This is a genomic window from Sphingomonas phyllosphaerae 5.2 (assembly GCF_000419605.1).
GTDB lineage: Bacteria > Pseudomonadota > Alphaproteobacteria > Sphingomonadales > Sphingomonadaceae > Sphingomonas > Sphingomonas phyllosphaerae_B.
Genome location: NZ_ATTI01000001.1, coordinates 1380059 through 1405422, shown reverse-complemented (window position 1 = coordinate 1405422; position 25364 = coordinate 1380059). Strand labels below are relative to the sequence as shown.

Genomic DNA, 25364 nt, shown 5'->3' with positions numbered 1-25364 from the left:
GCGAGGGGATCCCGGCGAGACCCGGGGTCCCGCGCCTGCCGGCGTGGGCGCGGCTCAGTGCCGGGACGACGCGCTCGCGTCACCGCCCGGCTCACTTGAGCGGAACGATGACCTCGTCGGGGTGCGCGACGTTCAGTTCCTTGCGCACCAGCTCGTCCACCATATCGGGATTCGCGTGTCGTGGATCGAGCAGCGTCACGCGGTTCTGGAGCATCGCGCGGCGCTGGTCCAGCGTCGTGTAATGGCGCTCGCGCGCGACCAGCTGGCGCTTGTAATCGCCCAGCGCGATCAGGCCGTTCGGCCCGAGCACCGCATAGGCGCCGAAAAACGCCATCACCGCCACCGACAATGCGGGGAAGGCGGCGCGGCGCAGCGTCAGGGTGAGGCGATTGGGCGTGCGGGGCATGACGACGCGATTCTCGCGAGTCGCCATGCCCTTGGCAAGCGTAATCAGCGCATTCGCAACACGTCGCGGCCCGCATAGCGTCCCATGTCGCCCAATTCCTCCTCGATCCGGATCAACTGGTTGTACTTGGCGAGCCGGTCCGACCGCGCGAGGCTGCCGGTCTTGATCTGACCGCAGTTGGTGGCGACCGCCAGGTCGGCGATCGTCGAATCCTCCGTCTCGCCCGAGCGGTGCGACATCACCGCCGTGTAGCCGGCGCGCTCGGCAATACGGATCGCCTCCAGCGTCTCGGAAAGCGTGCCGATCTGGTTGACCTTCACCAGCAGCGAATTGGCGAGGCCCTGCCCGATGCCGTCGCGCAGCCGCTTCGGATTGGTGACGAACAGGTCGTCGCCGACCAGCTGCACTTTCTTGCCGATCGCGTCGGTCAGCGCTTTCCAGCCCTCGAAATCGTCCTCGGCCATCCCGTCCTCGATCGAGAAGATCGGGTAGCGCGCGGCCAGATCCGCGAGATAATCCGCCATCGCGCCCGGCTCCAGCGTCAGGTTCTCGCCCGAAATGACGTACTTGCCGTCCTTGAAGAACTCGGTCGCGGCGCAGTCCAGCGCCAGCATCACGTCCTCGCCGGGCTTGTAGCCGGCGCGCTCGATCGAGGTCATGATGAAATCGAGCGCATCGGTGGTGCTCGCCAGGTTCGGCGCGAAGCCGCCCTCGTCACCGACCGCGGTCGCCAACCCCTTCTCGCTCAACCCCTTCTTCAGGGTGTGGAAAATCTCCGAGCCGCACCGCACCGCTTCCGACAGCGATTCGGCGCCGACCGGCACCACCATGAATTCCTGGAAGTCGATCGGGTTGTCGGCATGTTCGCCGCCGTTGATGATGTTCATCATCGGCACCGGCAGCACGTGCGCCGCGATGCCGCCGACATAACGGTACAACGGCAGGCCGCGCGCTTCCGCCGCCGCCTTCGCTACCGCCAGGCTGACGCCCAGGATCGCGTTCGCGCCCAGCCGGCTCTTGTTCTCGGTGCCGTCCAGCTCGATCATCACCTGATCGATTTCCAGCTGGTCCTCGGCGTCGAGCCCGATGATCGCATCGGCGATCTCGTCGTTGACCGCGTCGAGTGCGTCGTCGACGCCCTTGCCGCCCCAGCGCGCCTTGTCGCCGTCGCGACGCTCGACCGCTTCGTGCGCGCCGGTGGACGCGCCCGACGGCACCGCCGCCCGACCGAAGCTGCCGTCGTCGAGCAGCACGTCGACCTCCACGGTCGGGTTGCCGCGGCTGTCGATGATCTGGCGTCCGTGCAGGTCGATGATTGCGGTCACGAAACGATCCTCCTAGCTTGTCGCCGAAGCGACGGTCACGCGCCTCCTAGCGCGCAGCCGATGATGCTGCAACGCGATGGAACCACGAGTGCGGGCACCGGGTTGTTTGACCTCGACCACGGAAGGATAGAATCATGGCCGACGAGCAGGATCGCGACACGTTCCAGCATAGCAGCGCCGCGGACGTCACGCCGCCGCCCGCGGATGCCGCCTTCACCCCCGCCGCCCCTCTCAAGGATGCCGGTGTCGATTTCACTCCCGAAAGCAATGCGACGGAAGCGACCAGCGCGGGCACGCTGGCCGACGCCAAGCAGTCGGTGCTCGATCAGGTGTCGAAAGGTCGCGAGCAGGCCGCCGACAAGGCGCGCAATTATGCCGACGAGGGCAAGGCCAGGGCCGCCGACGCGCTGACGCAGCTGTCGCAGCTGCTCACCGATGCCGCCGGACAGGTCGACGAGAAACTCGGGGAGCAATACGGGCAATACGCTCGCTCCGCCGCTGATCGCGTGCAGGGCTTCTCCAGCGCGATCGAGGACAAGAGCATCGACGATCTGGTCGCCGATGCGCGCGAACTGGTCCGCAAGAGCCCGGCGATCGCCGTCGGCGTGGCGGCCGGGCTCGGCTTCGTCGCTGCGCGGCTGATCGGCGCCGGCCTCGACCAGCGCGACGTCTGATCCGATGGACGTCCGCGACCGCGTGCTGCCCGATAGCATCCCGCACCTCGTCACGCAGCTGGCGACCGACGCCCGCGACGTGGCGAAGGCGGAGATCGCGCTGGCCCGCGCCAAGGCGGGATTTGCGGTCACGCGTTACAAGTCGGCGGCGATCCGGTTCGCGATCGCCGGTGTGCTGGCGCTCGCCGCGCTGATAGCGCTGCTTGTCGGCGCGATCATGGCGCTGGCGACGCTGATCGGCCCCGGCTGGGCGACGCTGGCGGTCGTCGGGGTGGTGCTTGTGATCGCCGGGTTGCTCGCGCTGTCGGGCAAATCGGCGCTGTCGCAGGGAGCGACCGAATGACCGCGACCGACGTCACCCTGGCCGAGGCCCGTGCCGCCGAGGCGCGCCGCCGGCTCGACGGCACCGTCGAGCGCTTGCAGGCCGAGCTGGAGCCGCGCCGCCTTGCGCGCGTCGCGTTGGCCGAGGTCACCGACGGCGGTGAACGCGTCGCACGCGCCGGCGCGGAGGCCGCGCGCCGTAACCCGGGCGCACTCGCGGGCGCGGCGACGCTGCTGGTCGCGCTGTTCGCACGCAAGCGGATCGCAGGCGTTTTCAAGAAGAAGCGGCACGACACCGTGCCCATCCCCCAGGATTCCGCTAAACCGGCCGAAAGGATTGCATCATGACCGACCCGAAGAAGGACCATAACGGCGCGGACGAGCAGCACGGCCGCCTGCGCGACGGCGTCGATCAGGCCCGCGACGCCGCACACCATGCGTTCGACAGCGCGCGCCATCGTGCCAGCGACGCTGCGCATGCCACGGCCGAGACGATCGAGACCAACCCGCTCGGCGTCGTCGTCGGCGGGCTCGTGCTCGGGCTCATCGTCGCGGCGCTGCTGCCGCGCAGTGAGCGTGAGAGGGCGCTGCTCGGCGGAGTCGGGCGCAAGATCAACGCCGCCGCCACCGCCGCGCTCGCCGCGGCAAAGGATGCCGGTCGCGCCGAGCTCGACGAGCTGGGCCTTACCCCCAACGCCGCCAAGGGACAGGCCAAGTCGCTGTTCCAGGGCGTGCTGAAGGCGGCGAGCACGGCCGGCTCGGCGGCGGCACAGGCGGGCAAGGAACAGGTCAAGAGCACGTCCTGACCCCTTCAAAGCGCGGGCACACCGCGCTAAGGGAACGGACATGCCGGCAGCCGCGAAGCGGCGCCGACCCGTACCGGGTGGGAGAGCCGACGGATCGCACCCGCGACCGTCGGCTTTTTCGAAGCGGGCGGTGACGCGGCCATCGTGGTGCGCCGGTACGGTCCAACCTCCTTTCGGGAGCGCGTGCATGAGCAAGCTTCACCTGGTATTCGGCGGCCGCGTCAGCGACCCGCGCACCCTCGACTTCGCTGACCTGTCGTCGATCGACATCGTCGGCGTCTTTCCCGATTACGCCAGCGCCGAAAAAGCGTGGCGCGCCGCCGCGCAGCGCACGGTCGACGATGCCGAGATGAAGTACGTGGTGGTGCACCTGCACCGGCTGCTCGAGCCCGAGCTGCTCGCCAAGCCCACGGCATAAGCGCTGCGGATCAAAGCCGGTCCGTCTTCTCCGGCTTTGATCCGCAATTGCGTTATGCCTCGTCAGCGAAGCTCCAGGCAGCGATAGAAAGTCGTCGGTCGCCGAACGTCTCAGACAAGCCGGGCGAAGCGTCGCGTCGGTCCGGCAACTCCATTCCTGAGCCCGTAGTGCAAGCGCCAAGGGCACCACGCCGTCGCGAGCGACCTCGTGTCGCGTCGAGACGGCCTGCCTCCCTCATGCGGCTCGCGACTACCGCCTCGTTAGCCGCCACGCGCTCCCCTTACGGTCGCTCGCCCCGCCGACCCACGCCCCGAATCCGGCGCATCAGCCATTTGTCACCGTAACGGCCGAACCGGGGGGACCGCGCCTGCGCCGGTCGACATGCAGCGCAAGCGCTTCACGGGTGCAGGACCGCTCGCCCCCGGACATTACTGAACTGTACGAGCAAACCGCGCTTCCGCGCTCAACCAGATCCGCTCCCCGCCACTCGTCACTGCGAGCGTAGCGAAGCAATCCAGCGTTTCGCGCGACGCCAGGGATTGCTTCGCACCCCTCGCAATGACGGCGCATGCAGCGAAGCAGGCTGAATGTCGCTCGGCCTAGAAAAGTTCGTCGAGCGCCCGGTGCAACTCGCGCCGATCGGCCTCCAGTTCCACGATCCCGAGCGCGTCGAGGAACGCACGCTGCGGCTCCGCGCCAAAGCCACCCAGATCGCGCCAACCGATGAAGATATCGCGATACGGGTCACCCACCCCCAGCCGGCCCACATCGACGCAGCCGACCACCGCACCGTCCTCGCCCAGAATGACGTTGCCGAGCGAGAAGTCGCCGTGCACTACGGCCTGCCCGCGCGCATGCTCCGCCAGCGCCTCGACCTTGGCGAGCACCCGCGCGGCGCTCCACCCGCCATGCTCGGCATCGAAGTCCGCGACGTCGATCTGGCCCTCGGCGACCAGCCGCCGGACGACCGGCAGCCACGCTCCGACACTCGAGTCGAACGGGCAGTCTTCGACCGGCAATGCATGGAGCCGGCGCAGAAACGCCGCGAGCGTCTGCGCGACCGCGATCGACCGGCGCCGATCCGCCTTGATATAAGCCCCGGCGGTCATGCCCGGCAGCGCGGTCGTCACCAGCCACGCCGTGCCGTCCTGCACCGTATCGGCAATGATCCGTGGGGCAGGAAAACGCTCAGCCAGCCACGCCAGCCGCGCGGCTTCGTCGACGACCAGTGCGGCGGCGGCGCCCGCGCCGACTTTCAGGAAGTACGCAGGACCATCGTCGCCGACGCGAAACACGCCGGCGCCGGATTGCCCGTCATCGATCGCCACCAGACCACGATCGCCGATCCGCTCGGCGATCGCGTCCGGTAGCCGCATCTCAGATGAACTCGATCTTCGACACGAGATAATAGCGGTCACCCGCCGGCACCGACACCTCGACCTCGTCGTCGACGCTGCGCCCGATCAAGGCGCGGCCCATCGGCGAATTGTAGCTGATCCGCCCGGTCTTGGCGTCCGCCTCGGTCTGCCCGACGATCTGGTAGCGGACCGGCTTGTCGTCCTCGTCCTTCAGCGTCACGGTCGCGCCGAACACCACCTTGTCGCCCGACAGGTCGCGCGGATCGATGATCTGCGCGCGGCTCAGCTTGTCCTCGATGTCGGCGATCGACGCCTCGACCTGCCCCTGCCGCTCCTTGGCGGCGTGATATTCGGCGTTTTCCGAAAGATCGCCGTGCGCACGCGCTTCCTCGATCGCGTCGACGATCAGCGGGCGCTCGGTCTTTAGCCGCTTTAGGTCCGCAGTCAGCTTTTCATAGCCTTCCTGCAGCATCGGCATCTTCTCGACGGTCGCCATCGCCTTAGTCCTTCGTCAAAACACGTCCCCGGCGACTTTCCTCCCTGTAGGGAAAGCCGCCCCTGCCATTAACACGAATGTCCGGGGATCAATTGTACGGCTGTGAATAATAGGATTGCAACGGCCGTACTTCAAGGTTGCGGTCGGTATCGCCCGTCACTGCGGCCCGAATCGCCTCCGCCGCCTGCACCGCCGCCGAGGCGGTGGTGAAATACGGCACCTTGCCGCCCACCGCCGAGGCGCGGATCGGCTGCGAGTCCTTCAGGCTCTGCCACCCCTCGGTGGTGTTGAAGATCAGCGCGATCGCCCCGTCCTTGATCCGGTCGACGATATGCGGCCGCCCCTGCGCCACCTTGTTCACCGTCTCGACCGGCAGGCCGGCACGCGACAGGTGATCGGCGGTGCCGGTCGTCGCGACGATCGTGAACCCGGCCTCGACCAACGCGCGCACCGCGGGGACGATCGCGTCCTTGTCGCTTTGCTTGACGCTCACGAACACCGCGCCACTGCGTGGCAGCACCGTACCCGCGCCCAGCTGCGACTTGGCGAAGGCGGTGGTGAAGTCGGTCGAGATCCCCATCACTTCGCCGGTGCTCTTCATCTCGGGTGACAACACCGGATCGATCCCGGGGAAGCGCGCGAACGGGAACACCGCCTCCTTCACCGCGAAATAGGCGATGTCGCGGTCGATCTTCGGCAGGTCGCGCAGCTTCTCGCCCGCCATCACGCGGCTGGCGATCTTGGCGATCGGCGCGCCGATCGCCTTGGCGACGAACGGCACCGTGCGGCTGGCGCGCGGGTTCACCTCGATCAGATAGACCTGCCCGTCCTTCACCGCGAACTGGATGTTCATCAGCCCGACCACGCTCAGCCCGTGCGCCAGCGCCTCGGTCTGCCGTTCGATCTCGGCGATGATCTCCGCCGACAGCGAATAGGGCGGGATCGAACAGGCGCTGTCGCCCGAATGGACTCCCGCCTCCTCGATGTGCTGGAGCACGCCCGCGACCACCACGTCCTCGCCGTCGCAGATCGCGTCGACGTCCACCTCGATCGCGTCGCGCAGATATTGGTCGATCAGCACCGGTGCGTCGCCGGACACCTGCACCGCGGTCTGGATATAATCCTCCAGCTGCAGATCGCTGTCGACGATCTCCATCGCGCGCCCGCCCAGCACGTAGCTGGGGCGCATCAGCACCGGATAGCCGATGCGGTTGGCGACGTTCAGCGCCTCCGCGCGGCTGCGCGCGATCCCGTTCGACGGCTGCAACAGCTTGAGCCGGTTGACCAGTGCCGCGAAGCGCTCGCGGTCCTCCGCCAGGTCGATCGCGTCCGGGCTGGTGCCCAGGATCGGGATGCCTGCCTTCTCAAGCGCGCGCGCCAGGTTCAGCGGCGTCTGCCCGCCGAACTGCACGATCACCCCGACCAGCTCGCCGGCCTGCTGTTCGACGTGCAGGATCTCCAGCACGTCCTCTGCGGTCAGCGGTTCGAAATACAGCCGGTCCGACGTATCGTAATCGGTGCTCACCGTCTCCGGGTTGCAATTGACCATGATCGTCTCGAAGCCCGCGTCCGCCAGTGCGAAGCACGCGTGACAGCAACAGTAATCGAATTCGATCCCCTGCCCGATCCGGTTCGGCCCGCCGCCCAGGATCACGATCTTGCGCCGGTTTGACGGCTGCGCCTCGTTCTCCGGCTCGCCGAACGTCGGCGCCTCGTACGTCGAGTACATGTAGGGCGTCTTGGCGTCGAACTCGGCCGCGCAGGTGTCGATCCGCTTGAACACCGGGCGCACGCCCAGCTTCAGGCGATGCTCGCGCACCTCGTCCTCGGTCACCCCGCCGGTCATCGCCTTCACCGCTTCGTGGATCAGCCCCGAACCACGCGCGATGCCACGCGACATGCCGCGCAGATTGGCGGATTGCAGCGCCAGCCACGCCAGCCGTTTGTCGCTGAAGCCCATCGCCTTCAACCGGCGCATGCCCGCGGCCTCGATCGGCAGGCCGTCCTTCATCACGCCATTCTCGGCTGCGACGATCTCCGCGATCCGCTCCAGGAACCACGGATCGTATTTGGCGATCGCATGGACCTCGGCGACCGTGAAGCCTTCGCGCAGCGCCTGCGCCGCGACCAGCAGCCGGTCCGGCGAGGCGACCGCCAGCGCGGCCTCGATCTCGGCGCGCGGCGCGCCGACCAGCCGGTCGACATGGTTGAAGCCCGACAGTCCGGTCTCCAGCCCGCGCAGCGCCTTCTGCATCGATTCGTGGATGTTGCGCCCGATCGCCATCACTTCGCCGACGGACTTCATCGCAGTGCCCAGCACCGCCTCCGCACCCTTGAACTTCTCGAAGGCGAAGCGCGGGATCTTGGTGACGACATAATCGATCGTCGGCTCGAAGCTGGCCGGGGTCGCGCCGGTGATGTCGTTCTCGATCTCGTCGAGCGTGTAGCCGACCGCCAACTTCGCCGCGACCTTCGCGATCGGGAAGCCCGTCGCCTTGCTCGCCAATGCCGAGGACCGCGACACGCGCGGGTTCATCTCGATGACGATCAGGCGGCCGTCCTTGGGATTGACCGCGAACTGGACGTTCGAACCGCCCGTCTCCACGCCGATCTCGCGCAGCACCGCGATGCTGGCGTTGCGCATGATCTGATATTCCTTGTCGGTCAGCGTCAACGCCGGCGCGACGGTGATCGAGTCGCCGGTGTGGACGCCCATCGGGTCGATGTTCTCGATCGAGCAGATGATGATGCAATTGTCCGCGCGGTCGCGGACAACTTCCATCTCATATTCCTTCCAGCCGAGCAGCGATTCCTCGATCAGCACCTCGGTGGTCGGCGACGCGTCCAGCCCCTTGCGGACGATCTCGACGAATTCCTCGCGGTTGTACGCGATGCCGCCGCCGGTCCCGCCCAGCGTGAAGCTCGGCCGGATGATCGCGGGCAGCCCGACCTTCTCCAGCCCCGCCAGTGCTTCCTTCTCGGTATGCGCGATATGGCTGCGCGCACTCTCCAGCCCGATCTTGTCCATCGCGTCGCGGAACTTCAGCCGGTCCTCGGCCTTGTCGATCGCTTCGGCATCGGCGCCGATCATCGTCACGCCGAACTTCTCCAGCGTGCCGTCGCGGAACAGCGCCAGCGCGGTGTTCAGCGCAGTCTGCCCGCCCATCGTCGGCAGCACCGCATCCGGGCGCTCCTTCTCGATGATCCTGGCGACGACTTCCGGCGTGATCGGCTCGACATAGGTCGCATCGGCCAGCTCGGGATCGGTCATGATCGTCGCCGGGTTCGAATTGACCAGCACGATGCGATAGCCCTCTTCCCTGAGCGCCTTGATCGCCTGCGTGCCCGAATAATCGAACTCGCACGCCTGCCCGATGACGATCGGGCCGGCGCCGATGACGAGGATGGAGGAGATGTCGGTGCGTTTGGGCATCAGCGGTTACTTTTCTTGAAGTTTCGACCGGAACGCTGCCGAAGCCATTCGGTCCGTGCAGCTTGGTAAGCTTTGCTTCGCTCGATCAACTCGGAAAAGAGCGGCAAGAAGTTTCCGTTGAATGGATCCACGGGATCAAGGCCACAGGCAACCTGTATGCTCGACGCAGCAGGGGTAGCGGCACGGAATCTCTCTACCTGTTCCAGAACAGGAAGATCGGACGAGACGGTAACGCTCGTATCAATTCGTTTTGCACCATTCGGGCAATTTGAAACTGACATGACGAAGCGGTTTTCAAACGTCGAAAGCAAAATCTGTGCCATCGACAGATCAGCTGGAGATGCACTCATCTCCGTAACAGGTTTTTGTGGTTCACCTTCTTCCGGATTATACGTCATGTCATGAACTAGAGGAAATCCCCACTCAATTGGCTTGGGCTCTACTGACGCTGCGTCAGCGAGTGCGAGCGAGATAGCCGCGACGACAATCATATCTGCAGCGAACTGACGAACCGCTCGAACAGATAGAAACTATCCTGCGGCCCCGGGCTCGCCTCGGGGTGGTACTGCACCGAGAACGCCGGCCGATCGGTCAGCTCGATCCCCGCGTTGCTCCCGTCGAACAACGACACATGCGTCTCCCGCGCGTTCGCGGGCAGCGAGTCGCGCTCCACCGCGAAACCGTGGTTCATGCTGGTGATCTCGACCCGCCCGAAGTCGGGTCCCGCGGCGACGCGCTTCACCGGATGGTTCGCACCGCGATGCCCCTGGAACATCTTGGTCGTCCGCGCCCCCACCGCCAGCGCGAGCAGCTGATGCCCGAGGCAGATGCCGAACAACGGCTTGCCGGTCTCCAGCAGTTGCCGGATCACCGGCACCGCATAGTCGCCGGTCGCCGCCGGATCGCCGGGACCGTTCGACAGGAAGATGCCGTCCGGGTTCAGCGCCATGATCTCGTCGAAGGTCGCATTCGCCGGTACGACCGATACCTTTGCACCGGCTTGAACGATGTTGCGGAAGATATTGAACTTGCTACCGTAATCGATCGCCACGACATGCGGTGGCGCATCGCTTTGCCCCGCGTCGGCGCCACCATCGCCAACATCGTAGCCAAATCCGAGCCGCCAGATGCCGCCCGCCCAGCGGCCGTGCGTCTCGCGTGTCACCTCCCTGGCGAGGTCCATGCCCTCCAGCCCCGGCCAGCCACGCGCCATCTTCAGCAGCGCGTCGAGGTCGAATGCCCCGCTTGCCGAATGCGCGATCACGCCGTTGGGCGCGCCGCCGCTGCGGATGCGCCGGGTCAGCGCGCGCGTGTCGACACCGGCCAGCCCGATCCGCGTATGGCGCTGCATCCAGCCCGACAGGTTCTCCATCGCGCGGAAGTTCGACGGCGCGGTGGGGTCCTCGCGCACGATCATGCCAAGGGCGTGCGGATTGTCCGCCTCGACGTCGTCGGGATTTGCACCGACGTTGCCGATGTGCGGGAAGGTGAAGGTGATGATCTGCCCGGCGAAGCTCGGGTCGGTCATGATCTCCTGATAGCCGGTCATCGCGGTGTGGAAGCAGACCTCACCGACGGCGACGCCCTCCGCGCCGAAGCCGCGCCCCCACGCGACCTCCCCATTGGCCAGGACGAGGACGCCGGTGGCACCGTCGGGCATGGGGGCGTGCGGAAACTCGGGCTCGGCCATGATGGGCGGGCACTCCTTGAATGGGTCGGCAATGTCGCTAAGCCCCGCCCGCTAGAGACGCATCGGCGATGCGTCAATCTGTTAAGGACGAGTGGATGATTCGCGACGACATCAAGGCAGCGCAGATCGCGGCGATGAAGGCCGGCGACAAGGAAGCGCGCGCCGCTATCGGCTTGATCCAGGCCGCTATCAAGAACCGTGACATCGAGGCGCGCACCGGCGGGGCGCCGGCGGACGACGACGCGCTGGTGATCGAGGTGTTGCAGAAGATGGTGAAGCAGCGTCGCGAATCGATCGCGATGTTCGAACAGGGTGGCCGCGCCGAACTGGCGGCGGCGGAGGCGGCCGAGGTCGCGGTGATCGAACGCTTCCTGCCCGCGCAGATGAGCGAGGAAGAGACGAAAGCCGCGATCGAGTCGATCAAGGCGGAGCTGGGTGCAGCGGGGATGAAGGACATGGGGCGCGTCATGGCGGAGCTGAAGACCCGCCACGCCAGCACGCTCGACATGAGCAAGGCCAGCGGGCTGGTGAAGGCGGCGCTGTCGTAAGCACGTTGTCGCAAGTACGTTGTCGCAAGTACGGGGCCGGCGCGCGGATATCGCGTCGCCGGCTTACCATTCGACCGCGGCATCTGCGATGCGCCGCAAACCCGCTTGTCGATCTCGAATGAACCGTACATATGGGTTATAAGAGCGCGTGAGCCTTACTCCCGCCTTCCTTGATGAACTGCGCGCCCGCACGTCGCTGACCGCGCTCGTGGGCAAGACGGTTAAGCTCACCCGCGCCGGCCGCGAGTCGAAGGGCTGCTGCCCCTTCCATGACGAGAAAACGCCCAGCTTCTACGTCAACGACGACAAGGGCTTCTATCATTGCTTCGGCTGTTCGGCACACGGCGACGCGATTCGCTGGCTGACCGATCATCAGGGCCTGCCGTTCATGGACGCGGTGAAGGAACTCGCCGCCGCTGCCGGCATGGAAGTGCCCGCACAGGACGCGCGCGCGGCGCAGCGCGCCGAAAAGGCGAAGTCGCTCTACGACGTCATGCAGGCGGCGGCCGACTGGTTCACGCAGCAGCTCGGCGGGATCGACGGCGCGGAGGCGCGCGCGCTGCTCGAACGTCGCGGCATCAAGGAGGCGACGCGCCGCACCTTCGGGTTCGGCTACGCCCCGGATGCGCGTGGGCGCTTGCGCGCGGCGCTCGAGGATTTCGGCGACGCGATGCTGGTCGAGGCCGGGTTGCTGATCCAGGTAGAGGGCAAGGAGCCGTACGACCGCTTTCGTGGTCGCCTGATGATCCCGATCCGCGACCCGCGCGGGCGCGTGATCGCGTTCGGCGGGCGGATCATCGGCGAAGGCGAGCCCAAGTACCTCAACTCTCCCGACACCCCCCTCTTCGACAAGGGCCGGACGCTCTACAATCTCGATCGCGCCGCCGCCGCCGCGCGCAAGACCGAACGATTGTTCGTGGTTGAGGGCTATATGGACGCGATCGCCCTGGCGCAGGCCGGCATCGGCGAGGTCGTCGCCCCACTCGGCACCGCCTTGACCGAGCAGCAGCTGGAGCGGTTGTGGCGCGTCGTCGACGTGCCGGTATTGTGCTTCGATGGCGATAAGGCCGGACAGAAGGCCGCCGTCCGTGCCGCCCACCGCGCACTTCCGATGCTGGCCCCCGGGCGCAGCCTCGGCTTTGCGACCCTGCCGGAGGGCCATGACCCCGACGACCTGATCCGCGCGAAGGGCGCGCCCGCGTTCGAAGCGGTTGCGCGCGAGGCGGAGCCGCTGGTCGACCGCCTCTGGAAGCACGAACTCGCCGCAGAGCCGCTCGACACGCCCGAGCAGCGTGCCGGGCTGAAGAAGCGGTTGGCCGAACTGGCCGAAACGATCGCCGATTCATCGGTCAAGTCCGAGTATAAGGCCGAGTTTCGTGATCGCTTCGACGAGCGTTTCGCGCGCAACCGCCAATCCTTCCAGCAACGCCAGCCCTTCTACCCGATGGGGCAGCGCAAGCCGGGGCAGAAATGGACGCCCCCACCCCTTCCCGTCACCGAGGATGCCAAGAAGGTCCGCGCGGCGGGCGGGATCGATCCCGTCGTCGCGAAGGCGGTGCTGGCCGGTCTGATTCGCCATCCGGCTGAAATCGCGCGCCACATGGAGGTTCTCGGCAGCCTCAAGCTCGCCGACGGGGCGCTCGGGCGGCTGTTCGAGGCGGTCGTGGATGTCGCACTCGAGGACCGGCGGGACGGCGCGCTTGATAGCGGACGGCTTATCACCATATTGGCGCGGTCCGGTTTCGAAGCGATCTCCCACGATCTTCTTAGAGCCGATACGATGCACTATTCGTTCAATCGCGCTGGCGGCGACGAGAAACAGGCGCGCGATGACCTTGATGAGGCGATCGCGGTACTGGTCGCGAGGCCTGAAGTAGATGCGGCTCTGGCAGAGGCAACCTCTGCGATGAAGACGCATTTCACTACCGAAGCGTTTGAACGACAAGTGGCATTGGTGAACGAACAGCGGGCGCTGGACGAGCGGCTTGCAAATCTGGTGCAGGCAAACGAAGACGCCCGCGCGCTTGGACCCGAGGACGATTGATGGCGAAGATGAACGGTGGCGGAGCTGACGAAGGCGCGGAAGTGGCCGATGCCCCGCTGATCGACCTGAACGACGCGAACATCAAGAAGCTGATCGCACGCGCCAAGAAGCGCGGCTACATCACCTACGACCAGCTCAACGAAGCGCTGCCGCAGGATCAGATGTCGTCCGACCAGCTCGAGGACGTGATGTCGGCGCTTAACGAGATGGGCGTCAACATCGTCGAGAACGAGGAGGCCGGCGAGGACGGTGAGCCGGAGGAGCGCGCCGACGACGACGAGCAGGAAGCCGTCGACGGCGGCGAGGCCGATGGCGCCGCGCCCGCGATCGAGAAGAAGAAGGAAACGATCGACCGTACCGACGATCCGGTGCGGATGTACCTGCGCGAGATGGGGGCGGTCGAGCTCCTTTCGCGTGAGGGTGAGATCGCGATCGCCAAGCGCATCGAGGCCGGCCGCGACACGATGATCCTCGGGCTATGCGAAAGCCCGATCACCTTCAACGCGATCATCGACTGGTCGACCGCGCTCAACGAGGGCACGATGCAACTGCGCGAGATCGTCGATCTCGACGCGATGCTGTCCAAGGGTCCGTCCGCCGAGCAGGTCGAGGGTGCGGAGGACGACACCGCCGGCGAGATCAGCGCGTCGAACACCGGTCCGCAGTTCAAGGAAGAGGACGAGCCCGAAGAGGCGCCGGCCGACGACGAGGACGACATGACCGAGCGGCGCACGCCGCGCCCGTCGGACGACGAGGAGGAGGATAACACCCTCAGCCTCGCGCAGATGGAGGAGACGCTCAAGCCGCAGGCGCTCGAGAAGTTCGCCAACATCACCGCGATCTACCGCAAATTCTCCAAGATGCAGGAGAACCGGCTGGAGGCGATGTCGTCGGGCGACGACCTGTCGGCCGCCGAGGAGCGCAAGTACCAGAAGCTGCGCGAGGACCTCACCGCCGAGGTCGAGAGCGTGCAGTTTCACCAGACCAAGATCGAATATCTGGTCGACCAGCTTTACAGCTACAACCGGCGCCTGACGACGCTGGGCGGGCAGATGCTGCGTCTGGCCGAGCGCCACAAGGTCAACCGCAAGGATTTCCTCGACCGCTACATGGGGCATGAGCTGGACGAGGGCTTCGTCGCCTCGGTGTCCGGGCTCGACAAGAAGTGGACCGCGTTCGCGACCAACGAGGTCGCGGCGATCGACCGCATCCGTACCGAAATTAGCGAGATTTCGCAGCAGACCGGCATGGCGCTCGGCGAGTTCCGCCGCATCGTCAACATGGTCCAGAAGGCGGAGCGCGAGGCGCGTATCGCCAAGAAGGAGATGGTCGAGGCGAACCTGCGCCTGGTGATCTCGATCGCCAAGAAATACACGAATCGCGGGCTGCAATTCCTGGATCTGATCCAGGAAGGCAACATCGGCCTCATGAAGGCGGTCGACAAGTTCGAATATCGTCGCGGCTACAAGTTCTCGACCTACGCCACGTGGTGGATCCGCCAGGCGATCACGCGCTCGATCGCCGATCAGGCGCGCACGATCCGTATCCCGGTCCACATGATCGAGACGATCAACAAGCTGGTGCGCACCAGCCGGCAGTTCCTGCACGAGCAGGGGCGCGAGCCGACCCCGGAGGAGATGGCCGAGCGCCTCTCGATGCCGCTGGAGAAGGTGCGCAAGGTGATGAAGATCGCCAAGGAGCCGATCTCCCTCGAAACGCCGATCGGCGACGAGGAGGATTCGCATCTCGGCGACTTCATCGAGGACAAGAATGCGGTCATCCCGGTCGATGCCGCGATCCAGGCGAACCTCAAGGAGACCGTCACCCGCGTGCTCGCCAGCCTCACCCCGCGCGAGGAGCGCGTGCTGCGGATGCGCTTCGGGATCGGGATGAACACCGATCACACGCTGGAGGAGGTCGGTCAGCAGTTCAGCGTCACGCGCGAGCGTATTCGCCAGATCGAGGCGAAGGCGCTGCGCAAGCTGAAGCACCCGTCGCGCAGCCGCAAGATGCGTAGCTTCCTCGACCAATAAGCCCGGGTTAACCCGCCGGCGATGCGCCGGCGGGTTTTTTTGGTATATATCGAAACGTTTCCGTACGGGTCGTTCGTCGCAATACAAGCCACTGTAAACCGCGCCTTTACATCCTCTCGCTACGACCGTCCCGTCGGCTGCGCGTATTGCGTTAACCGACGGAATTTCGTGGAGGATAGCGTGACCATCGCAATCGAAGAGCGGCCGGCGGGCCGCGCCGACACGATATTGGCGATGGTGGCCACCGACGGCACTGCCAATGCGCCGCATGCGCGCGCACTGATGCAGACGAGCGCGACACTTCGCGATATCGCCGATGCGATCCACGCGCTGTGCGTCATTCACGGCGCCTTCCCAGGCATCGTCGATCATGCCCGCAACGGCAGCGTCGATCCGCTCGCCACTGCTTGGCTGGAACAGGCGGTCGTGACGATGAGCGGCGAGCGCGCGCTGCTGGTCCGGCTTACCGCCGCTGCCGGTCCGCTTCCCTCTACCCCCGGGCAGGCGGCGTCGCAGGCCGCCATTCTCGGCCAGCGTAACGCCCTGGAAATGCTGGCACGCTCCAGCCGCGCGGGCTGTGCGACCGGCACCGCGGTGGCCTTCGTCCTGGACTGGGCGGCGGTGCGCGGCGTGCTGGACGGCTGTGCGCGGCGCATGGCGCTTCCCGCGGGCGCGCCCTTCGCCGACGCCACGGCGCAGGCGATTGCGCTGCTTCGCACCGTCGAGGCCAATGCCTCGGTCGAGCGCGCTATGGCTTTCGGTGCGCAGCAGATGCTCGCGCAGCATCGCGGCCTTTGGCAATTGCTCGAATCGCGCGCCGCCGCGCGTCACGGGATGTAACTTGCTTCGGCCCCGCCGGAGCCGCTATCCATACCCGATCTTCGATGACGAACGGGATGATGGATGCAGCGCTTTAACGGCACGCAGGATTACGTCGCGACCAATGACCTGAAAGTGGCGGTCAACGCCGCTGTCACGCTGCGTCGGCCGCTGCTGGTCAAGGGCGAGCCTGGCACCGGTAAGACCGTACTGGCACAGGAAATCGCGCGCGCGCTGGGTGCCGAGTTGATCGAGTGGAACGTCAAATCGACCACTCGCGCGCAACAGGGTCTCTACGAATATGATGCGGTTGCGCGGCTGCGCGATGGCCAGCTCGGCGACCCGCGCGTCCACGACATCGGCAACTACATCCGCCGCGGCAAATTGTGGGAGGCGTTCACCCGCCCCGTGCCGCCGGTGCTGCTGATCGACGAGATCGACAAGGCGGATATCGAGTTCCCCAACGATCTGCTCCAGGAGCTCGACCGGATGGAGTTCCACGTCTACGAAACCGGCGAGACCGTCCGCGCCGAACGGCGCCCGATCGTGGTCATCACCTCGAACAACGAGAAGGAGCTGCCCGACGCTTTCCTGCGCCGCTGCTTCTTCCACTACATCCGCTTTCCCGATCGCGAGACGATGCAGGCGATCGTCGACGTCCACTTCCCCGGCATCCAGAAGCTGCTGGTATCGCGCGCGATGGACATTTTCTACGAGGTCCGCGACGTCCCCGGCCTCAAGAAGAAACCCTCGACCAGCGAACTCCTCGACTGGCTGAAGCTGCTGCTGCACGAGGATATGCCGCTCGAGGTGCTCCAGAATCGCGATCCGACGAAGGCGATCCCGCCACTGCACGGTGCGTTGCTCAAGAACGAACAGGACGTGATGCTGTTCGAACGGCTGGCCTTCATGGCCCGGCGCGGCACGCGGCCCTGACTCGATGTTCCTCGCCTTCCTCGACGAACTGCGCGCCGCCGGCATCCCGGTGGGCATGAAGGAGCATCTGCTGCTCCTCGACGCGCTGCGCGCCGGGGTGATCGAACGCACGCCGGAGGAATTCTACCATCTTTCGCGCGCGGTCTACGTGAAGGACGAGGGATTGTTCGATCGATTCGACCAGGTGTTCGCGCGCGTCTTCAAGGGCGTGGAGATATCGTTCGCGCAGACGGGCGGCGACGTCCCGGAGGAATGGCTGAAGGCGATCGCCCAGCGTTATCTGAGCGCCGAGGAGATGGCGAAGATCGAGGCGCTCGGTTCATGGGACGCGATCATGGACACGCTGCGCCAGCGTCTGGAGGAGCAGCACGCGCGGCATCAGGGCGGGTCGAAGTGGATCGGCACCGGCGGAACCAGTCCGTTCGGCAACGCCGGCTACAATCCCGAGGGCATCCGTATCGGCGGTGAATCGACCCACCACCGCGCGATCAAGGTCTGGGAACAGCGCGCCTTCCGCGACCTCGACAACACCCGCGAGCTCGGTACCCGCAACATCAAGGTCGCATTGCGCCGCCTGCGTCGCTTTGCGCGTGAGGGCGCGGCCGACGAGCTCGACATGGACGCGACGATCGCCGGCACCGCACGGCGTGGCTGGCTGGACGTCGCGATGCGCCCGGAACGGCGGAATGCGGTGAAGCTGCTGCTGTTCCTCGACGTCGGCGGCTCTATGGATCCGCATGTCCGGCTGTGCGAGGAACTGTTCTCCGCCGCCACTGCCGAGTTCCGGCATCTCGAATTCTTCTACTTTCACAACTGCCCGTACGAAGGCGTGTGGAAGGACAATCGTCGCCGCTTCCAGGAACGCACGCCACTCTGGGACGTGCTTCACCGCTTCGGGCACGACCACAAGCTGCTGCTGGTCGGCGATGCGTCGATGAGCCCCTATGAGCTGACCCAACCCGGCGGCTCGGTGGAGCATATGAACGACGAGCCCGGCGCGGTCTGGCTCCAACGCCTGACCGCCACCTATCCGGCCGCGGCGTGGCTCAACCCGTTGCCCGAGGCGCACTGGAGCTACACCACCTCGATCGCGCTCGTCCGCGAGCTGATGGGCGACCGCATGTACCCGCTGACCCTGGACGGGCTGGACGCCGCGATGCGCGAACTGACCCGCAAGCGGTAGGTCGCGCCCCGGAGGGCCGACGAAACGCTGTCCTTGTCCCGCTAGGGCTGTTCCACGCGACATGCCGTGGAGCACGGCCTCCTGCACGATACCGGCGAAGCGCGCTCACGGATGATGCGCCACGCGGCGGGCGCGTTACGCCGCGCCGGGAAACGGCACCCGACGCAACGCGGCGCTCCGCCTACCGCAGCGCCGCGATCGTAATCCGCGCCGACGGATCGAGCCCGCCTTGATGCCCCGGACACCGCGCGTACCGGAAGCGCTTGTCGGTACACAGCCACACTTCGTCCAGCGCCCCGCCGCGCGTCCCCGTCACCCGCATCATGTCCGCGCGCAGGCCCGGATTTGCCGCGGCGATCGCTTCCGCAAGCCGGCCGGCGGTGATCGGCGCCTGCGCCAGCCGCGTCATGTCGGGAAAGCGCAGGGCGCGGAACATCGCCGTCGACCGCCCGAAATAGCGCTCCGGCGTATAGCCCGCCATGCACGTCCCGTGCTTCGACCATTCGTGCTGCAACAGCTGCGGGGACGGCGTAGCGCACAACGTGCGGCGGATCACCTGCCGCGACAGCAGCGGGGTGGCGCGGCAATATTGCGGCCAGTCCTTGCCGACGCCGTCCGGCCACAGCCCGTGCAGCACGAAGCCGAAGCGGTTGTTCGATCCGCACTGGAAGCGCGCACCGGGCCGGTCGCCGTTGCTGCGACAATATTCGGGGCTCCAGCTGATCGCCAGCGTATAGCTGCCGATCGGCAGGCGCCGCGCTGGCTGGCTCGCCGTCGGCAGGTCGGGGCGCGGCCGCGGCACGTCGGTGGGGATCGCGCACGACAGCGCCTGCGCGCTCGCCACCCCCGGCGCGGCGAGCGCCACCATCGCTGCCACGGCCCATGAGATCGCCTTCGTCATTCCGCGTCTTCCTCCGCGCTCAGGTCTTCGCCGAACCACGCTCGGGCATCGGCCTTGAACAACTGCACCGTCGCCGCGACGCTCAACACGACGATCGCCGCCGACAGCAAGGTCGCGACCATCGGCACCGATCCGCGAAACACCACCATCAGGTTGATGACGAACCGCACCACCGCCAGCCCGGTCAGGATCGTCACGACCCATTTCGCCGCCAGGCTCGCGCGCCGCGCGATCAGATACCATAGCAGCACCGTGATCGCACCGCTCAGCGCCAGCGCCGCGGGCAGGAGCCAGCCGAACGCCGCGGTCTTCGGATCGATCGCCAGCCGGTCGGCGGTCGATTGCCAGCTGAACGCCCAGCCAAGCAGCGAAACCGCGAACGATGCGAGGTACAATCGCTCGAACCGCTCGATCGATGGCGGTCGCCCGGCCGGCAGCAACCGTTCGCGCAGCGTGATCTTCGCCACCGGCTTCGGCGTCTTCTTCCTTGTCGTCGGCTCGGTCATAACTCTGCAAAATCCAGCCCGATGTCGGCGGCGGGAGCCGACTGGGTGATCCGCCCGACGCTGACATAGCACACGCCGGTGCGCGCGATCGCGCCGATCGTGTCCAGCGTCACGCCACCCGACGCCTCGGTCGGCACCCGCCCGGCAACGATCGCCACGGCGGCGCGCAGTACGTCGGGCGGCATGTTGTCCAGCAGCAGGTGGGTCGCGCCCGCGGTCAGCGCCGGTTCGATCTGGTCGATCCGGTCGACCTCGACGATGATCGTGGCGATCCCCGCCGCCTTCGCCAATGCCGCTGCCTTGCCGACTCCGCCGGCGACCGCGACGTGATTGTCCTTGATCATCGCGGCGTCCCACAGCCCCATGCGGTGGTTCTGCGCGCCGCCGGTCCGCGTCGCATATTTCTCCAGCCGCCGAAGTCCCGGGATCGTCTTGCGCGTGTCGAGCAACGTCGCGCCGCTCTCCGCGATCGCATCGACGTAGCGGGCGGTCAGCGTCGCGATGCCCGAAAGATGCTGGACGGTGTTCAGCGCCGATCGCTCGGCGGTCAGCAATGCGCGCGCGTTGCCGGTGACGCGCATCAACGCCGTCCCGCCCGGCACCCGTGCGCCGTCGCGCACCAGCATCTCGACCATGGCGTTCGCGTCGAGGTGCCGGAAGAACGCCGCCGCGATCTCCAGCCCGCACACCGTGATCGCGTCGCGGCTGTCCATCACCGCCTCGAACCGCGCGCTGGCCGGGATCACGGCGGCGGATGTGACGTCGCCGCCCCCTCCTGCACCCTCCGGCCCCAGATCCTCTGCCAGCGTCGCCGCGACGAATGCGTCGAGGTCGAACCCGTCAAGCCGGAAAGTCATGGCAGTCGCTCCGACATTTCGACACCCCAGATGCGATCGGTCTGGATGAATCCCGCCTGCCCCTTCACATCGAACCGGCACCATCCGTTGCCGCAGCGCGTGATCCGCCCGACGACGCCCGGCTGCGCGCGCCAGACGATCGTCGGCCCGCCCGGCCGATCGTGCAGTTCGGCCGGCTCGGTCCCGCGCACGATCGCGGTCCGCGTGCTGCTCAGCAGCGCGTTGAGCATCCACCCCTGCGTCCCGTCCGGGTCCTCGACCCGCCGCCATTCCTTGAAGGCCTCCAGCACGCGCACCGGCAGGTCGGGACGCACGTAGATCCAGCTGGCGGGGAAGTTGCGCCCCGGCCCGGTCCGCATCCGCGCGCGCGATGCGGCGATCGACCCGGTAAAGGGTGGCTTCTTCGGCTCGCTCGCCGCGGCGGCCGGCGACGGGGCGATGATCGACAGGCACGCCGCCATCGCCACGATCGAGAGATGATCCCTGTTCACGTCGCTCTCTAGCCACGCTTCGCGTGCGGCATCAACCGTTGACGCACGCGCACGTCTTCGCCAATCCCCTCGGCATGGCCGATCCGCGACGCTGCGCCCATCCCAAGGTGATCGTGACGCGGGCCTTGCCCGACGTCGTGATGCGGCGGCTCGACGAGCTGTTCGATGTCGTCGCCAATCCCGACGACCTGCCGATGCGCCGCGACGCGCTCGCCGCGGCGATGGCGGAATGCGACGTGCTGGTGCCCGCGGTCACCGACACGATCGACGCCGCGCTGATCGAGGGTGCCGGGCCACGGCTGCGGCTGATCGCCAATTTCGGTGCCGGCGTGAATCACATCGACCTGAAGGCGGCACGCGCGCGCGGCATCATCGTCACCAACACGCCCGGCGTCCTGACGGAGGACACCGCCGACATGACGATGGCGCTGATTGTCTCCGTCCCGCGCCGGCTTGCCGAGGGCGAGAAGCTGGTCCGCGCGGGGGAATGGAAGGGCTGGAGCCCGGGCGGGATGCTCGGCTACCGGATCGGCGGCAAGGCGCTCGGCATCGTCGGCATGGGTCGCATCGGGCAGGCGGTCGCACGCCGAGCACGCGCTTTCGGACTCTCGATTCATTATCACAACCGTCAGCGGCTGCCGAAAGTCGTGGAGGCCGAGCTGAACGCGCAATGGCACCCACATCTCGACGAGTTGCTCGGCGCGATCGACATATTGACGATCCACACCCCGCTCAATGCCGACAGCCGCGACCTGATCGACGCGCGCCGCATCGCGCTGCTACGCCCCCACGTCTTCGTCATCAACGCCAGCCGCGGTGGCATTCTCGACGAGGATGCGCTGATCCGCGCCTTGGAGGACAAGCGGCTTGCCGGTGCCGGACTCGACGTCTGGCGCCACGAACCCGAAATCGACCCGCGGCTGCTCGCGCTCTCCAATGTCGTCATGACCCCGCACATGGGCTCGGCGACGTGGGAGGGCCGTGTCGCCTCCGGTGAGCGCGTCATCGCCAATATCCGCATGTGGGCGGATGGCCATCGCCCGCCCGACCAGGTGCTCGAGGGCTGGGCCTGACGCGGGCTGGCGAAATCGGCTCCCCGCCGCCCGGGATCGATGCGGCCGTGACACGTTCGCTGTAGCCCCGGCATAACGCCTGATGGATCGCCGCCGCCTGGACGCTGTCAGCGTCAGGGCCGCGTACGGCCTCGCTGCGGACGCGATCGACGCATGGTCGGGGGTGTGGAGTTTTCCATCATGGCCCACCAGTCGCGTGCGCGCAGGTCTGCCTGCGCGCGTCGGCGACATTCCCGTGCCGCAATCCACGCCGCGCAAAGGTACTGCCCGTCCGTGACGAAGCATGTCCGTTCGGAACCCTGCCGGCACCGCCGCATTGACGCGCCATTCACCAGCACAGGAAACAAACACATGAAAAAGATCGCAATGTCCGCCCTGCTCGTCACCGCCGCCGTGTCGATGTCGGCGTGCTCGACGCTGCGCGGCGCGGCGATCGGCGGCGCGGGTGGCGCCGGTGTTGCAGCAGCAACCGGTGGCAGCGTCGAGAAGGGCGCAGCAGTCGGCGGGGTCGGTGGCGCGGTGGTCGGCACCGTCGTCGACTGAGCGGCGCCGCAGCAGCGACAAGAACGGCGCGTCACCGGGAACGGTGGCGCGCCGTTCTGCTTCGGGAGAATCGAATGTCGCGACACTGAGCCGGCGTGATCCGATATCATCTCGCGTGGATCGCCACCCTGGTTGCGATACAGATGCTCACTATCCCCCAACGACCTGAACGACGGAACTCTGGCGCAGTGCCGCGAACCCGCAAAGGGGATCGTTTAGGTCGAACGTAGAGACTTACCGTCGATCGGCATCGATCAGTGCCCCACCCCGTCATGATGAGCCCGTCGAAGCAAGTGGCTGGCAAAGCGTTGCTCTACGGAGTCGTGCCGGGATCAATCGACATTCCGCCAGCGCCCTGCAAGTGCCATCATTGCTATCGAAACAAGCCAGGGCGTCGTGCGGAACGCTGGATTACGTCGCGATGCTCGCGATGACGAGCAGGGGGGACTGGTCTGCCCGATCGTGGCGGCGCGGCTCGCCAGAACAGCTGGATCATCGTCAATCGCGAGCAGCCTGGCACCCGCAAGACGCTGGATGTCGATCACTGCCTGAAGGGACCGGCACAAGGCCAGGGCCAAAGCGCCGGGCCGACCTAAACCACCCCTCGCTCCAGCAGAGCAGCACGCCGCAGATCCGTGTCACGCCCGAACAGCCGCAGGATCGCCACCAGCTCCGCCCGCTCCGGCACGAACACGCCGCCTCGTGCCGTGCGCGTCATCGGCCGCACCGCCGGCCAGATGTGGCCGACCCGCACCTCGAGCCCCGCCATTATCTCGATCGGCAGCCCTCGGCCCGGCAATCGCGCGTACGGCTGCGAGCGGAAGCGCTCGCCGGCCGCACCGATCACCGCATCCGGCCACGCCGCCAGCATGGCACGCGCGTCGCTGGCGCTGGTCAGCACGTCGACGTCGGATACCGCGGTGCCGACGCCGTGCAGCCACACCGCCGCGCTGCCGATTACCCACCACGGGTCATGCGCCGACCGCAAGGCCGCCGCCACCTGCGACAACGTCGTCGTAAGCAGGCGCACAGACGGGTTCACGGGCAGCGCAACCGGAGGCCGCCCCTCCCGCGTCTCAGTCGCCCGTCAGGATGCGATCGACCAGCTGCTTCACCGTTGGCACGAAGCCGTTCGAATAGAACGGATCACGCTTGAAGTTATAGGCAGAATGGCCCGCGAACATCAGGTTCGCATCGGTATCACCGCCGTGCGCGATATCCTGCAGCGTCTTCTGGATGCAGAAGCTGCGCGGATCGGCCAGCCGCCCGGTCGAGTTCGTCTCGGTGTCCGCCCAGCTCGAGAACAGGCACTGGCTCAGGCAACCCATGCAATCGGCCTGATCCTTGCGGATCTCACCCTTTTCCTGCGGCGAGACGAAGACGAGCGTGTTGTCCGGCGTCTTCAGCGCATCGGTGAAGCCGGCGCCGAACCACTCGCGCGCACGCAGCAGGTCGCCGCGCGTCACCCAGAAGTTCTTGCCCTTCACGCCGACGTCCAGCTGAAAGACATGGTCGCCCGCCTCCTGCGTCGAGAACGCGATCTGCCGGTCGGACCGCGCCTCCAGCGAACGCAGGAACGGGTTGCGCACCGCCGACGAATAGAAGCCGGTCGGCGAGAAACGGTGCAGCAGCACTTCGCCTTCCTCGATCTGCGTCAGCTTGGCCTTCCAGCCCTCCGGGATCGGGCTTTCCTGCGTCAGCAGCGGCCGCGTGCCGTACTGGAACGCGATCTGCCCCAGCTCCGGATTGTCGATCCAGTCGTTCCAGTCGCGCAGGTACCAGACGCCGCCCGCCATCACGATCGGGGTCGTATCGGGCACCCCGCCCTCGCGCATTGTCTCGCGCAGCGCCTTCACACGCGGGTAGGGATCCTCGGGCTTCAGCGGGTCCTCGGCATTCGACAGGCCATTGTGCCCGCCCGCCAGCCACGGGTCCTCGTAGACCACCGCCGACAGCCACTCGCTGGCCTTGGAATAGGCTCGCTTCCACAGCGCGCGGAACGCGCGGCCGCTGCTGACGATCGGCAGATAGCTGACGTTGTAGGACGAGGCGATCTCGCTCAGCTTGTACGGCATCCCCGCGCCGCAGGTGACGCCCGAAACGAGCCCGCGCGTGCGCTCCAGCACGCCGTGCAGGATACGCGGTGCGCCGCCCATTTCCCACAGCACGTTGATGTTGATCGCGCCCTTGCCGCCCGCGATTTCCCACGCGCGCTGCACCTGCTGCACTGCACCTTCGATCGCATATTCGATCAGTTCTTCGTGCCGCTCGCGCCGGGTCAGCGCACGATAGATCTGCGGGATGATCTTGCCGTCGGGATCATAGCTGTCGGCGTTCACTGCCGAAACGGTGCCGATCCCGCCCGCCGCCGCCCAGGCACCGGCCGAGGCGTGATTGGTCGCGGCGACACCCTTGCCACCTTCCACCAGCGGCCAGACCTCGCGGCCTCCATAGACGATCGGCTTCAGCCCCTTGAACACGCGTTTTCCCGTTTCACGAAAGA

Annotated in this window: 26 protein-coding genes; 13 read left to right on the top strand and 13 right to left on the bottom strand. The window is 66.8% G+C overall.

Annotation, left to right across the window (positions count from 1 at the left end; translation table 11 throughout):
* Window positions 1–91: 91 nt before the first annotated feature.
* Both SPHPHY_RS0106570 and eno read right to left on the bottom strand, forming a co-directional pair.
* Complete coding sequence (locus SPHPHY_RS0106570) at window positions 92–406, bottom strand: FtsB family cell division protein (protein ID WP_231370369.1); 315 nt, start codon at window positions 404–406, stop codon at window positions 92–94.
* Window positions 407–450: 44 nt separating this feature from the next.
* Entirely contained in the window at window positions 451–1731 is a 1281-nt protein-coding gene (gene eno, locus SPHPHY_RS0106565) for a phosphopyruvate hydratase (protein ID WP_022685903.1), read from the bottom strand.
* 134 nt (window positions 1732–1865) lie between these two features.
* Between eno and SPHPHY_RS19570 the strand changes: the two genes are divergently transcribed.
* The 5 genes from SPHPHY_RS19570 to SPHPHY_RS0106540 all read left to right on the top strand — a co-directional run bounded on the left by SPHPHY_RS19570 (window position 1866) and on the right by SPHPHY_RS0106540 (window position 3950).
* On the top strand, window positions 1866–2405 hold the full coding sequence (locus tag SPHPHY_RS19570) for a hypothetical protein (RefSeq protein ID WP_022685902.1): 540 nt from the start codon (window positions 1866–1868) through the stop codon (window positions 2403–2405).
* A 4-nt stretch (window positions 2406–2409) separates the two neighbouring features.
* On the top strand, window positions 2410–2748 hold the full coding sequence (locus SPHPHY_RS0106555) for a phage holin family protein (RefSeq protein ID WP_022685901.1): 339 nt from the start codon (window positions 2410–2412) through the stop codon (window positions 2746–2748).
* Complete coding sequence (locus tag SPHPHY_RS19565; RefSeq protein ID WP_022685900.1) at window positions 2745–3074, top strand: hypothetical protein; 330 nt, start codon at window positions 2745–2747, stop codon at window positions 3072–3074. The genes SPHPHY_RS0106555 and SPHPHY_RS19565 overlap by 4 nt, the downstream gene beginning before the upstream one ends.
* Entirely contained in the window at window positions 3071–3532 is a 462-nt protein-coding gene (locus tag SPHPHY_RS0106545) for a hypothetical protein (protein WP_022685899.1), read from the top strand. Before SPHPHY_RS19565 ends, SPHPHY_RS0106545 begins: the two co-directional genes overlap by 4 nt.
* Before the next feature lie 187 nt (window positions 3533–3719).
* Complete coding sequence (locus SPHPHY_RS0106540) at window positions 3720–3950, top strand: DUF4170 domain-containing protein (protein ID WP_022685898.1); 231 nt, start codon at window positions 3720–3722, stop codon at window positions 3948–3950.
* 599 nt (window positions 3951–4549) lie between these two features.
* Here SPHPHY_RS0106540 and SPHPHY_RS0106535 read toward each other — a convergent pair.
* From SPHPHY_RS0106535 to carA, 5 genes are all read right to left on the bottom strand, one after another.
* Window positions 4550–5326, bottom strand: coding sequence for an APH(3') family aminoglycoside O-phosphotransferase (locus SPHPHY_RS0106535; RefSeq protein ID WP_022685897.1), 777 nt, complete (start codon window positions 5324–5326; stop codon window positions 4550–4552).
* A gap of 1 nt (window position 5327) precedes the next feature.
* Window positions 5328–5804, bottom strand: coding sequence for a transcription elongation factor GreA (gene greA / locus SPHPHY_RS0106530; RefSeq protein ID WP_022685896.1), 477 nt, complete (start codon window positions 5802–5804; stop codon window positions 5328–5330).
* A gap of 88 nt (window positions 5805–5892) precedes the next feature.
* Entirely contained in the window at window positions 5893–9237 is a 3345-nt protein-coding gene (gene carB, locus SPHPHY_RS0106525) for a carbamoyl-phosphate synthase large subunit (RefSeq protein WP_022685895.1), read from the bottom strand.
* The gene (locus SPHPHY_RS21910; RefSeq protein WP_156025048.1) at window positions 9237–9728 is read right to left on the bottom strand and encodes a hypothetical protein; all 492 of its coding nucleotides are present in this window, start codon (window positions 9726–9728) and stop codon (window positions 9237–9239) included. Before SPHPHY_RS21910 ends, carB begins: the two co-directional genes overlap by 1 nt.
* Complete coding sequence (carA, locus tag SPHPHY_RS0106520; RefSeq protein ID WP_022685894.1) at window positions 9725–10927, bottom strand: glutamine-hydrolyzing carbamoyl-phosphate synthase small subunit; 1203 nt, start codon at window positions 10925–10927, stop codon at window positions 9725–9727. The genes SPHPHY_RS21910 and carA overlap by 4 nt, the downstream gene beginning before the upstream one ends.
* Window positions 10928–11022: 95 nt before the next feature.
* On the opposite strand from carA, the gene SPHPHY_RS0106515 reads away from it, so the two are divergent.
* The 6 genes from SPHPHY_RS0106515 to SPHPHY_RS0106490 all read left to right on the top strand — a co-directional run bounded on the left by SPHPHY_RS0106515 (window position 11023) and on the right by SPHPHY_RS0106490 (window position 18490).
* Window positions 11023–11475 carry a GatB/YqeY domain-containing protein gene (locus tag SPHPHY_RS0106515; RefSeq protein ID WP_022685893.1) on the top strand — a complete coding sequence of 151 codons (453 nt, stop codon included), beginning with the start codon at window positions 11023–11025 and terminating at the stop codon, window positions 11473–11475.
* 148 nt (window positions 11476–11623) lie between these two features.
* Complete coding sequence (dnaG, locus tag SPHPHY_RS0106510) at window positions 11624–13519, top strand: DNA primase (protein ID WP_028056571.1); 1896 nt, start codon at window positions 11624–11626, stop codon at window positions 13517–13519.
* Window positions 13519–15552, top strand: coding sequence for an RNA polymerase sigma factor RpoD (gene rpoD, locus SPHPHY_RS0106505; RefSeq protein ID WP_022685892.1), 2034 nt, complete (start codon window positions 13519–13521; stop codon window positions 15550–15552). Before dnaG ends, rpoD begins: the two co-directional genes overlap by 1 nt.
* A gap of 180 nt (window positions 15553–15732) precedes the next feature.
* Window positions 15733–16392 carry a DUF6975 family protein gene (locus tag SPHPHY_RS0106500; RefSeq protein ID WP_028056570.1) on the top strand — a complete coding sequence of 220 codons (660 nt, stop codon included), beginning with the start codon at window positions 15733–15735 and terminating at the stop codon, window positions 16390–16392.
* 63 nt (window positions 16393–16455) lie between these two features.
* On the top strand, window positions 16456–17307 hold the full coding sequence (locus SPHPHY_RS0106495) for an AAA family ATPase (RefSeq protein ID WP_022685890.1): 852 nt from the start codon (window positions 16456–16458) through the stop codon (window positions 17305–17307).
* A gap of 4 nt (window positions 17308–17311) precedes the next feature.
* Entirely contained in the window at window positions 17312–18490 is a 1179-nt protein-coding gene (locus tag SPHPHY_RS0106490) for a vWA domain-containing protein (protein ID WP_022685889.1), read from the top strand.
* A gap of 181 nt (window positions 18491–18671) precedes the next feature.
* Here the strand turns inward: SPHPHY_RS0106490 and SPHPHY_RS0106485 are convergent, their stop codons facing one another.
* Genes SPHPHY_RS0106485 through SPHPHY_RS0106470 form a run of 4 tightly spaced genes read right to left on the bottom strand, consistent with a single transcriptional unit; the run spans window position 18672 to window position 21245 of the window.
* Window positions 18672–19391 carry a ribonuclease T2 gene (locus tag SPHPHY_RS0106485; protein WP_022685888.1) on the bottom strand — a complete coding sequence of 240 codons (720 nt, stop codon included), beginning with the start codon at window positions 19389–19391 and terminating at the stop codon, window positions 18672–18674.
* Complete coding sequence (locus SPHPHY_RS0106480) at window positions 19388–19897, bottom strand: hypothetical protein (RefSeq protein WP_022685887.1); 510 nt, start codon at window positions 19895–19897, stop codon at window positions 19388–19390. Before SPHPHY_RS0106480 ends, SPHPHY_RS0106485 begins: the two co-directional genes overlap by 4 nt.
* Window positions 19894–20754 carry a carboxylating nicotinate-nucleotide diphosphorylase gene (gene nadC, locus SPHPHY_RS0106475; RefSeq protein ID WP_022685886.1) on the bottom strand — a complete coding sequence of 287 codons (861 nt, stop codon included), beginning with the start codon at window positions 20752–20754 and terminating at the stop codon, window positions 19894–19896. The genes SPHPHY_RS0106480 and nadC overlap by 4 nt, the downstream gene beginning before the upstream one ends.
* Entirely contained in the window at window positions 20751–21245 is a 495-nt protein-coding gene (locus SPHPHY_RS0106470; protein WP_331271014.1) for an SH3 domain-containing protein, read from the bottom strand. Before SPHPHY_RS0106470 ends, nadC begins: the two co-directional genes overlap by 4 nt.
* 74 nt (window positions 21246–21319) lie before the next feature.
* On the opposite strand from SPHPHY_RS0106470, the gene SPHPHY_RS0106465 reads away from it, so the two are divergent.
* Together SPHPHY_RS0106465 and SPHPHY_RS0106460 are read left to right on the top strand one after the other, a co-directional pair.
* The gene (locus tag SPHPHY_RS0106465) at window positions 21320–22318 is read left to right on the top strand and encodes a 2-hydroxyacid dehydrogenase (RefSeq protein ID WP_028056568.1); all 999 of its coding nucleotides are present in this window, start codon (window positions 21320–21322) and stop codon (window positions 22316–22318) included.
* A 351-nt stretch (window positions 22319–22669) separates the two neighbouring features.
* Window positions 22670–22861, top strand: coding sequence for a hypothetical protein (locus SPHPHY_RS0106460; protein ID WP_022685883.1), 192 nt, complete (start codon window positions 22670–22672; stop codon window positions 22859–22861).
* Between the two features lie 592 nt (window positions 22862–23453).
* Here SPHPHY_RS0106460 and SPHPHY_RS19560 read toward each other — a convergent pair.
* Both SPHPHY_RS19560 and SPHPHY_RS0106450 read right to left on the bottom strand, forming a co-directional pair.
* Window positions 23454–23891 (bottom strand): hypothetical protein, encoded by a 438-nt coding sequence (locus SPHPHY_RS19560; RefSeq protein WP_043129960.1) that lies wholly within the window; start codon window positions 23889–23891, stop codon window positions 23454–23456.
* A gap of 46 nt (window positions 23892–23937) precedes the next feature.
* Complete coding sequence (locus tag SPHPHY_RS0106450; protein ID WP_022685881.1) at window positions 23938–25341, bottom strand: NAD(P)H-dependent flavin oxidoreductase; 1404 nt, start codon at window positions 25339–25341, stop codon at window positions 23938–23940.
* Window positions 25342–25364: the final 23 nt, after the last annotated feature.

Bases quoted from the DNA above. Each gene is read 5' to 3' on its own strand.
- SPHPHY_RS0106570 (WP_231370369.1), bottom strand. From the start codon at position 406: ATGCCCCGCACGCCCAATCGCCTCACCCTGACGCTGCGCCGCGCCGCC.
- SPHPHY_RS19570 (WP_022685902.1), top strand. From the start codon at position 1,866: ATGGCCGACGAGCAGGATCGCGACACGTTCCAGCATAGCAGCGCCGCG.
- SPHPHY_RS0106555 (WP_022685901.1), top strand. From the start codon at position 2,410: ATGGACGTCCGCGACCGCGTGCTGCCCGATAGCATCCCGCACCTCGTC.
- SPHPHY_RS19565 (WP_022685900.1), top strand. From the start codon at position 2,745: ATGACCGCGACCGACGTCACCCTGGCCGAGGCCCGTGCCGCCGAGGCG.
- SPHPHY_RS0106545 (WP_022685899.1), top strand. From the start codon at position 3,071: ATGACCGACCCGAAGAAGGACCATAACGGCGCGGACGAGCAGCACGGC.
- SPHPHY_RS0106540 (WP_022685898.1), top strand. From the start codon at position 3,720: ATGAGCAAGCTTCACCTGGTATTCGGCGGCCGCGTCAGCGACCCGCGC.
- SPHPHY_RS0106535 (WP_022685897.1), bottom strand. From the start codon at position 5,326: ATGCGGCTACCGGACGCGATCGCCGAGCGGATCGGCGATCGTGGTCTG.
- greA (WP_022685896.1), bottom strand. From the start codon at position 5,804: ATGGCGACCGTCGAGAAGATGCCGATGCTGCAGGAAGGCTATGAAAAG.
- carB (WP_022685895.1), bottom strand. From the start codon at position 9,237: ATGCCCAAACGCACCGACATCTCCTCCATCCTCGTCATCGGCGCCGGC.
- SPHPHY_RS21910 (WP_156025048.1), bottom strand. From the start codon at position 9,728: ATGATTGTCGTCGCGGCTATCTCGCTCGCACTCGCTGACGCAGCGTCA.
- carA (WP_022685894.1), bottom strand. From the start codon at position 10,927: ATGGCCGAGCCCGAGTTTCCGCACGCCCCCATGCCCGACGGTGCCACC.
- SPHPHY_RS0106515 (WP_022685893.1), top strand. From the start codon at position 11,023: ATGATTCGCGACGACATCAAGGCAGCGCAGATCGCGGCGATGAAGGCC.
- rpoD (WP_022685892.1), top strand. From the start codon at position 13,519: ATGGCGAAGATGAACGGTGGCGGAGCTGACGAAGGCGCGGAAGTGGCC.
- SPHPHY_RS0106495 (WP_022685890.1), top strand. From the start codon at position 16,456: ATGCAGCGCTTTAACGGCACGCAGGATTACGTCGCGACCAATGACCTG.
- SPHPHY_RS0106490 (WP_022685889.1), top strand. From the start codon at position 17,312: ATGTTCCTCGCCTTCCTCGACGAACTGCGCGCCGCCGGCATCCCGGTG.
- SPHPHY_RS0106485 (WP_022685888.1), bottom strand. From the start codon at position 19,391: ATGACGAAGGCGATCTCATGGGCCGTGGCAGCGATGGTGGCGCTCGCC.
- SPHPHY_RS0106480 (WP_022685887.1), bottom strand. From the start codon at position 19,897: ATGACCGAGCCGACGACAAGGAAGAAGACGCCGAAGCCGGTGGCGAAG.
- nadC (WP_022685886.1), bottom strand. From the start codon at position 20,754: ATGACTTTCCGGCTTGACGGGTTCGACCTCGACGCATTCGTCGCGGCG.
- SPHPHY_RS0106465 (WP_028056568.1), top strand. From the start codon at position 21,320: ATGGCCGATCCGCGACGCTGCGCCCATCCCAAGGTGATCGTGACGCGG.
- SPHPHY_RS0106460 (WP_022685883.1), top strand. From the start codon at position 22,670: ATGAAAAAGATCGCAATGTCCGCCCTGCTCGTCACCGCCGCCGTGTCG.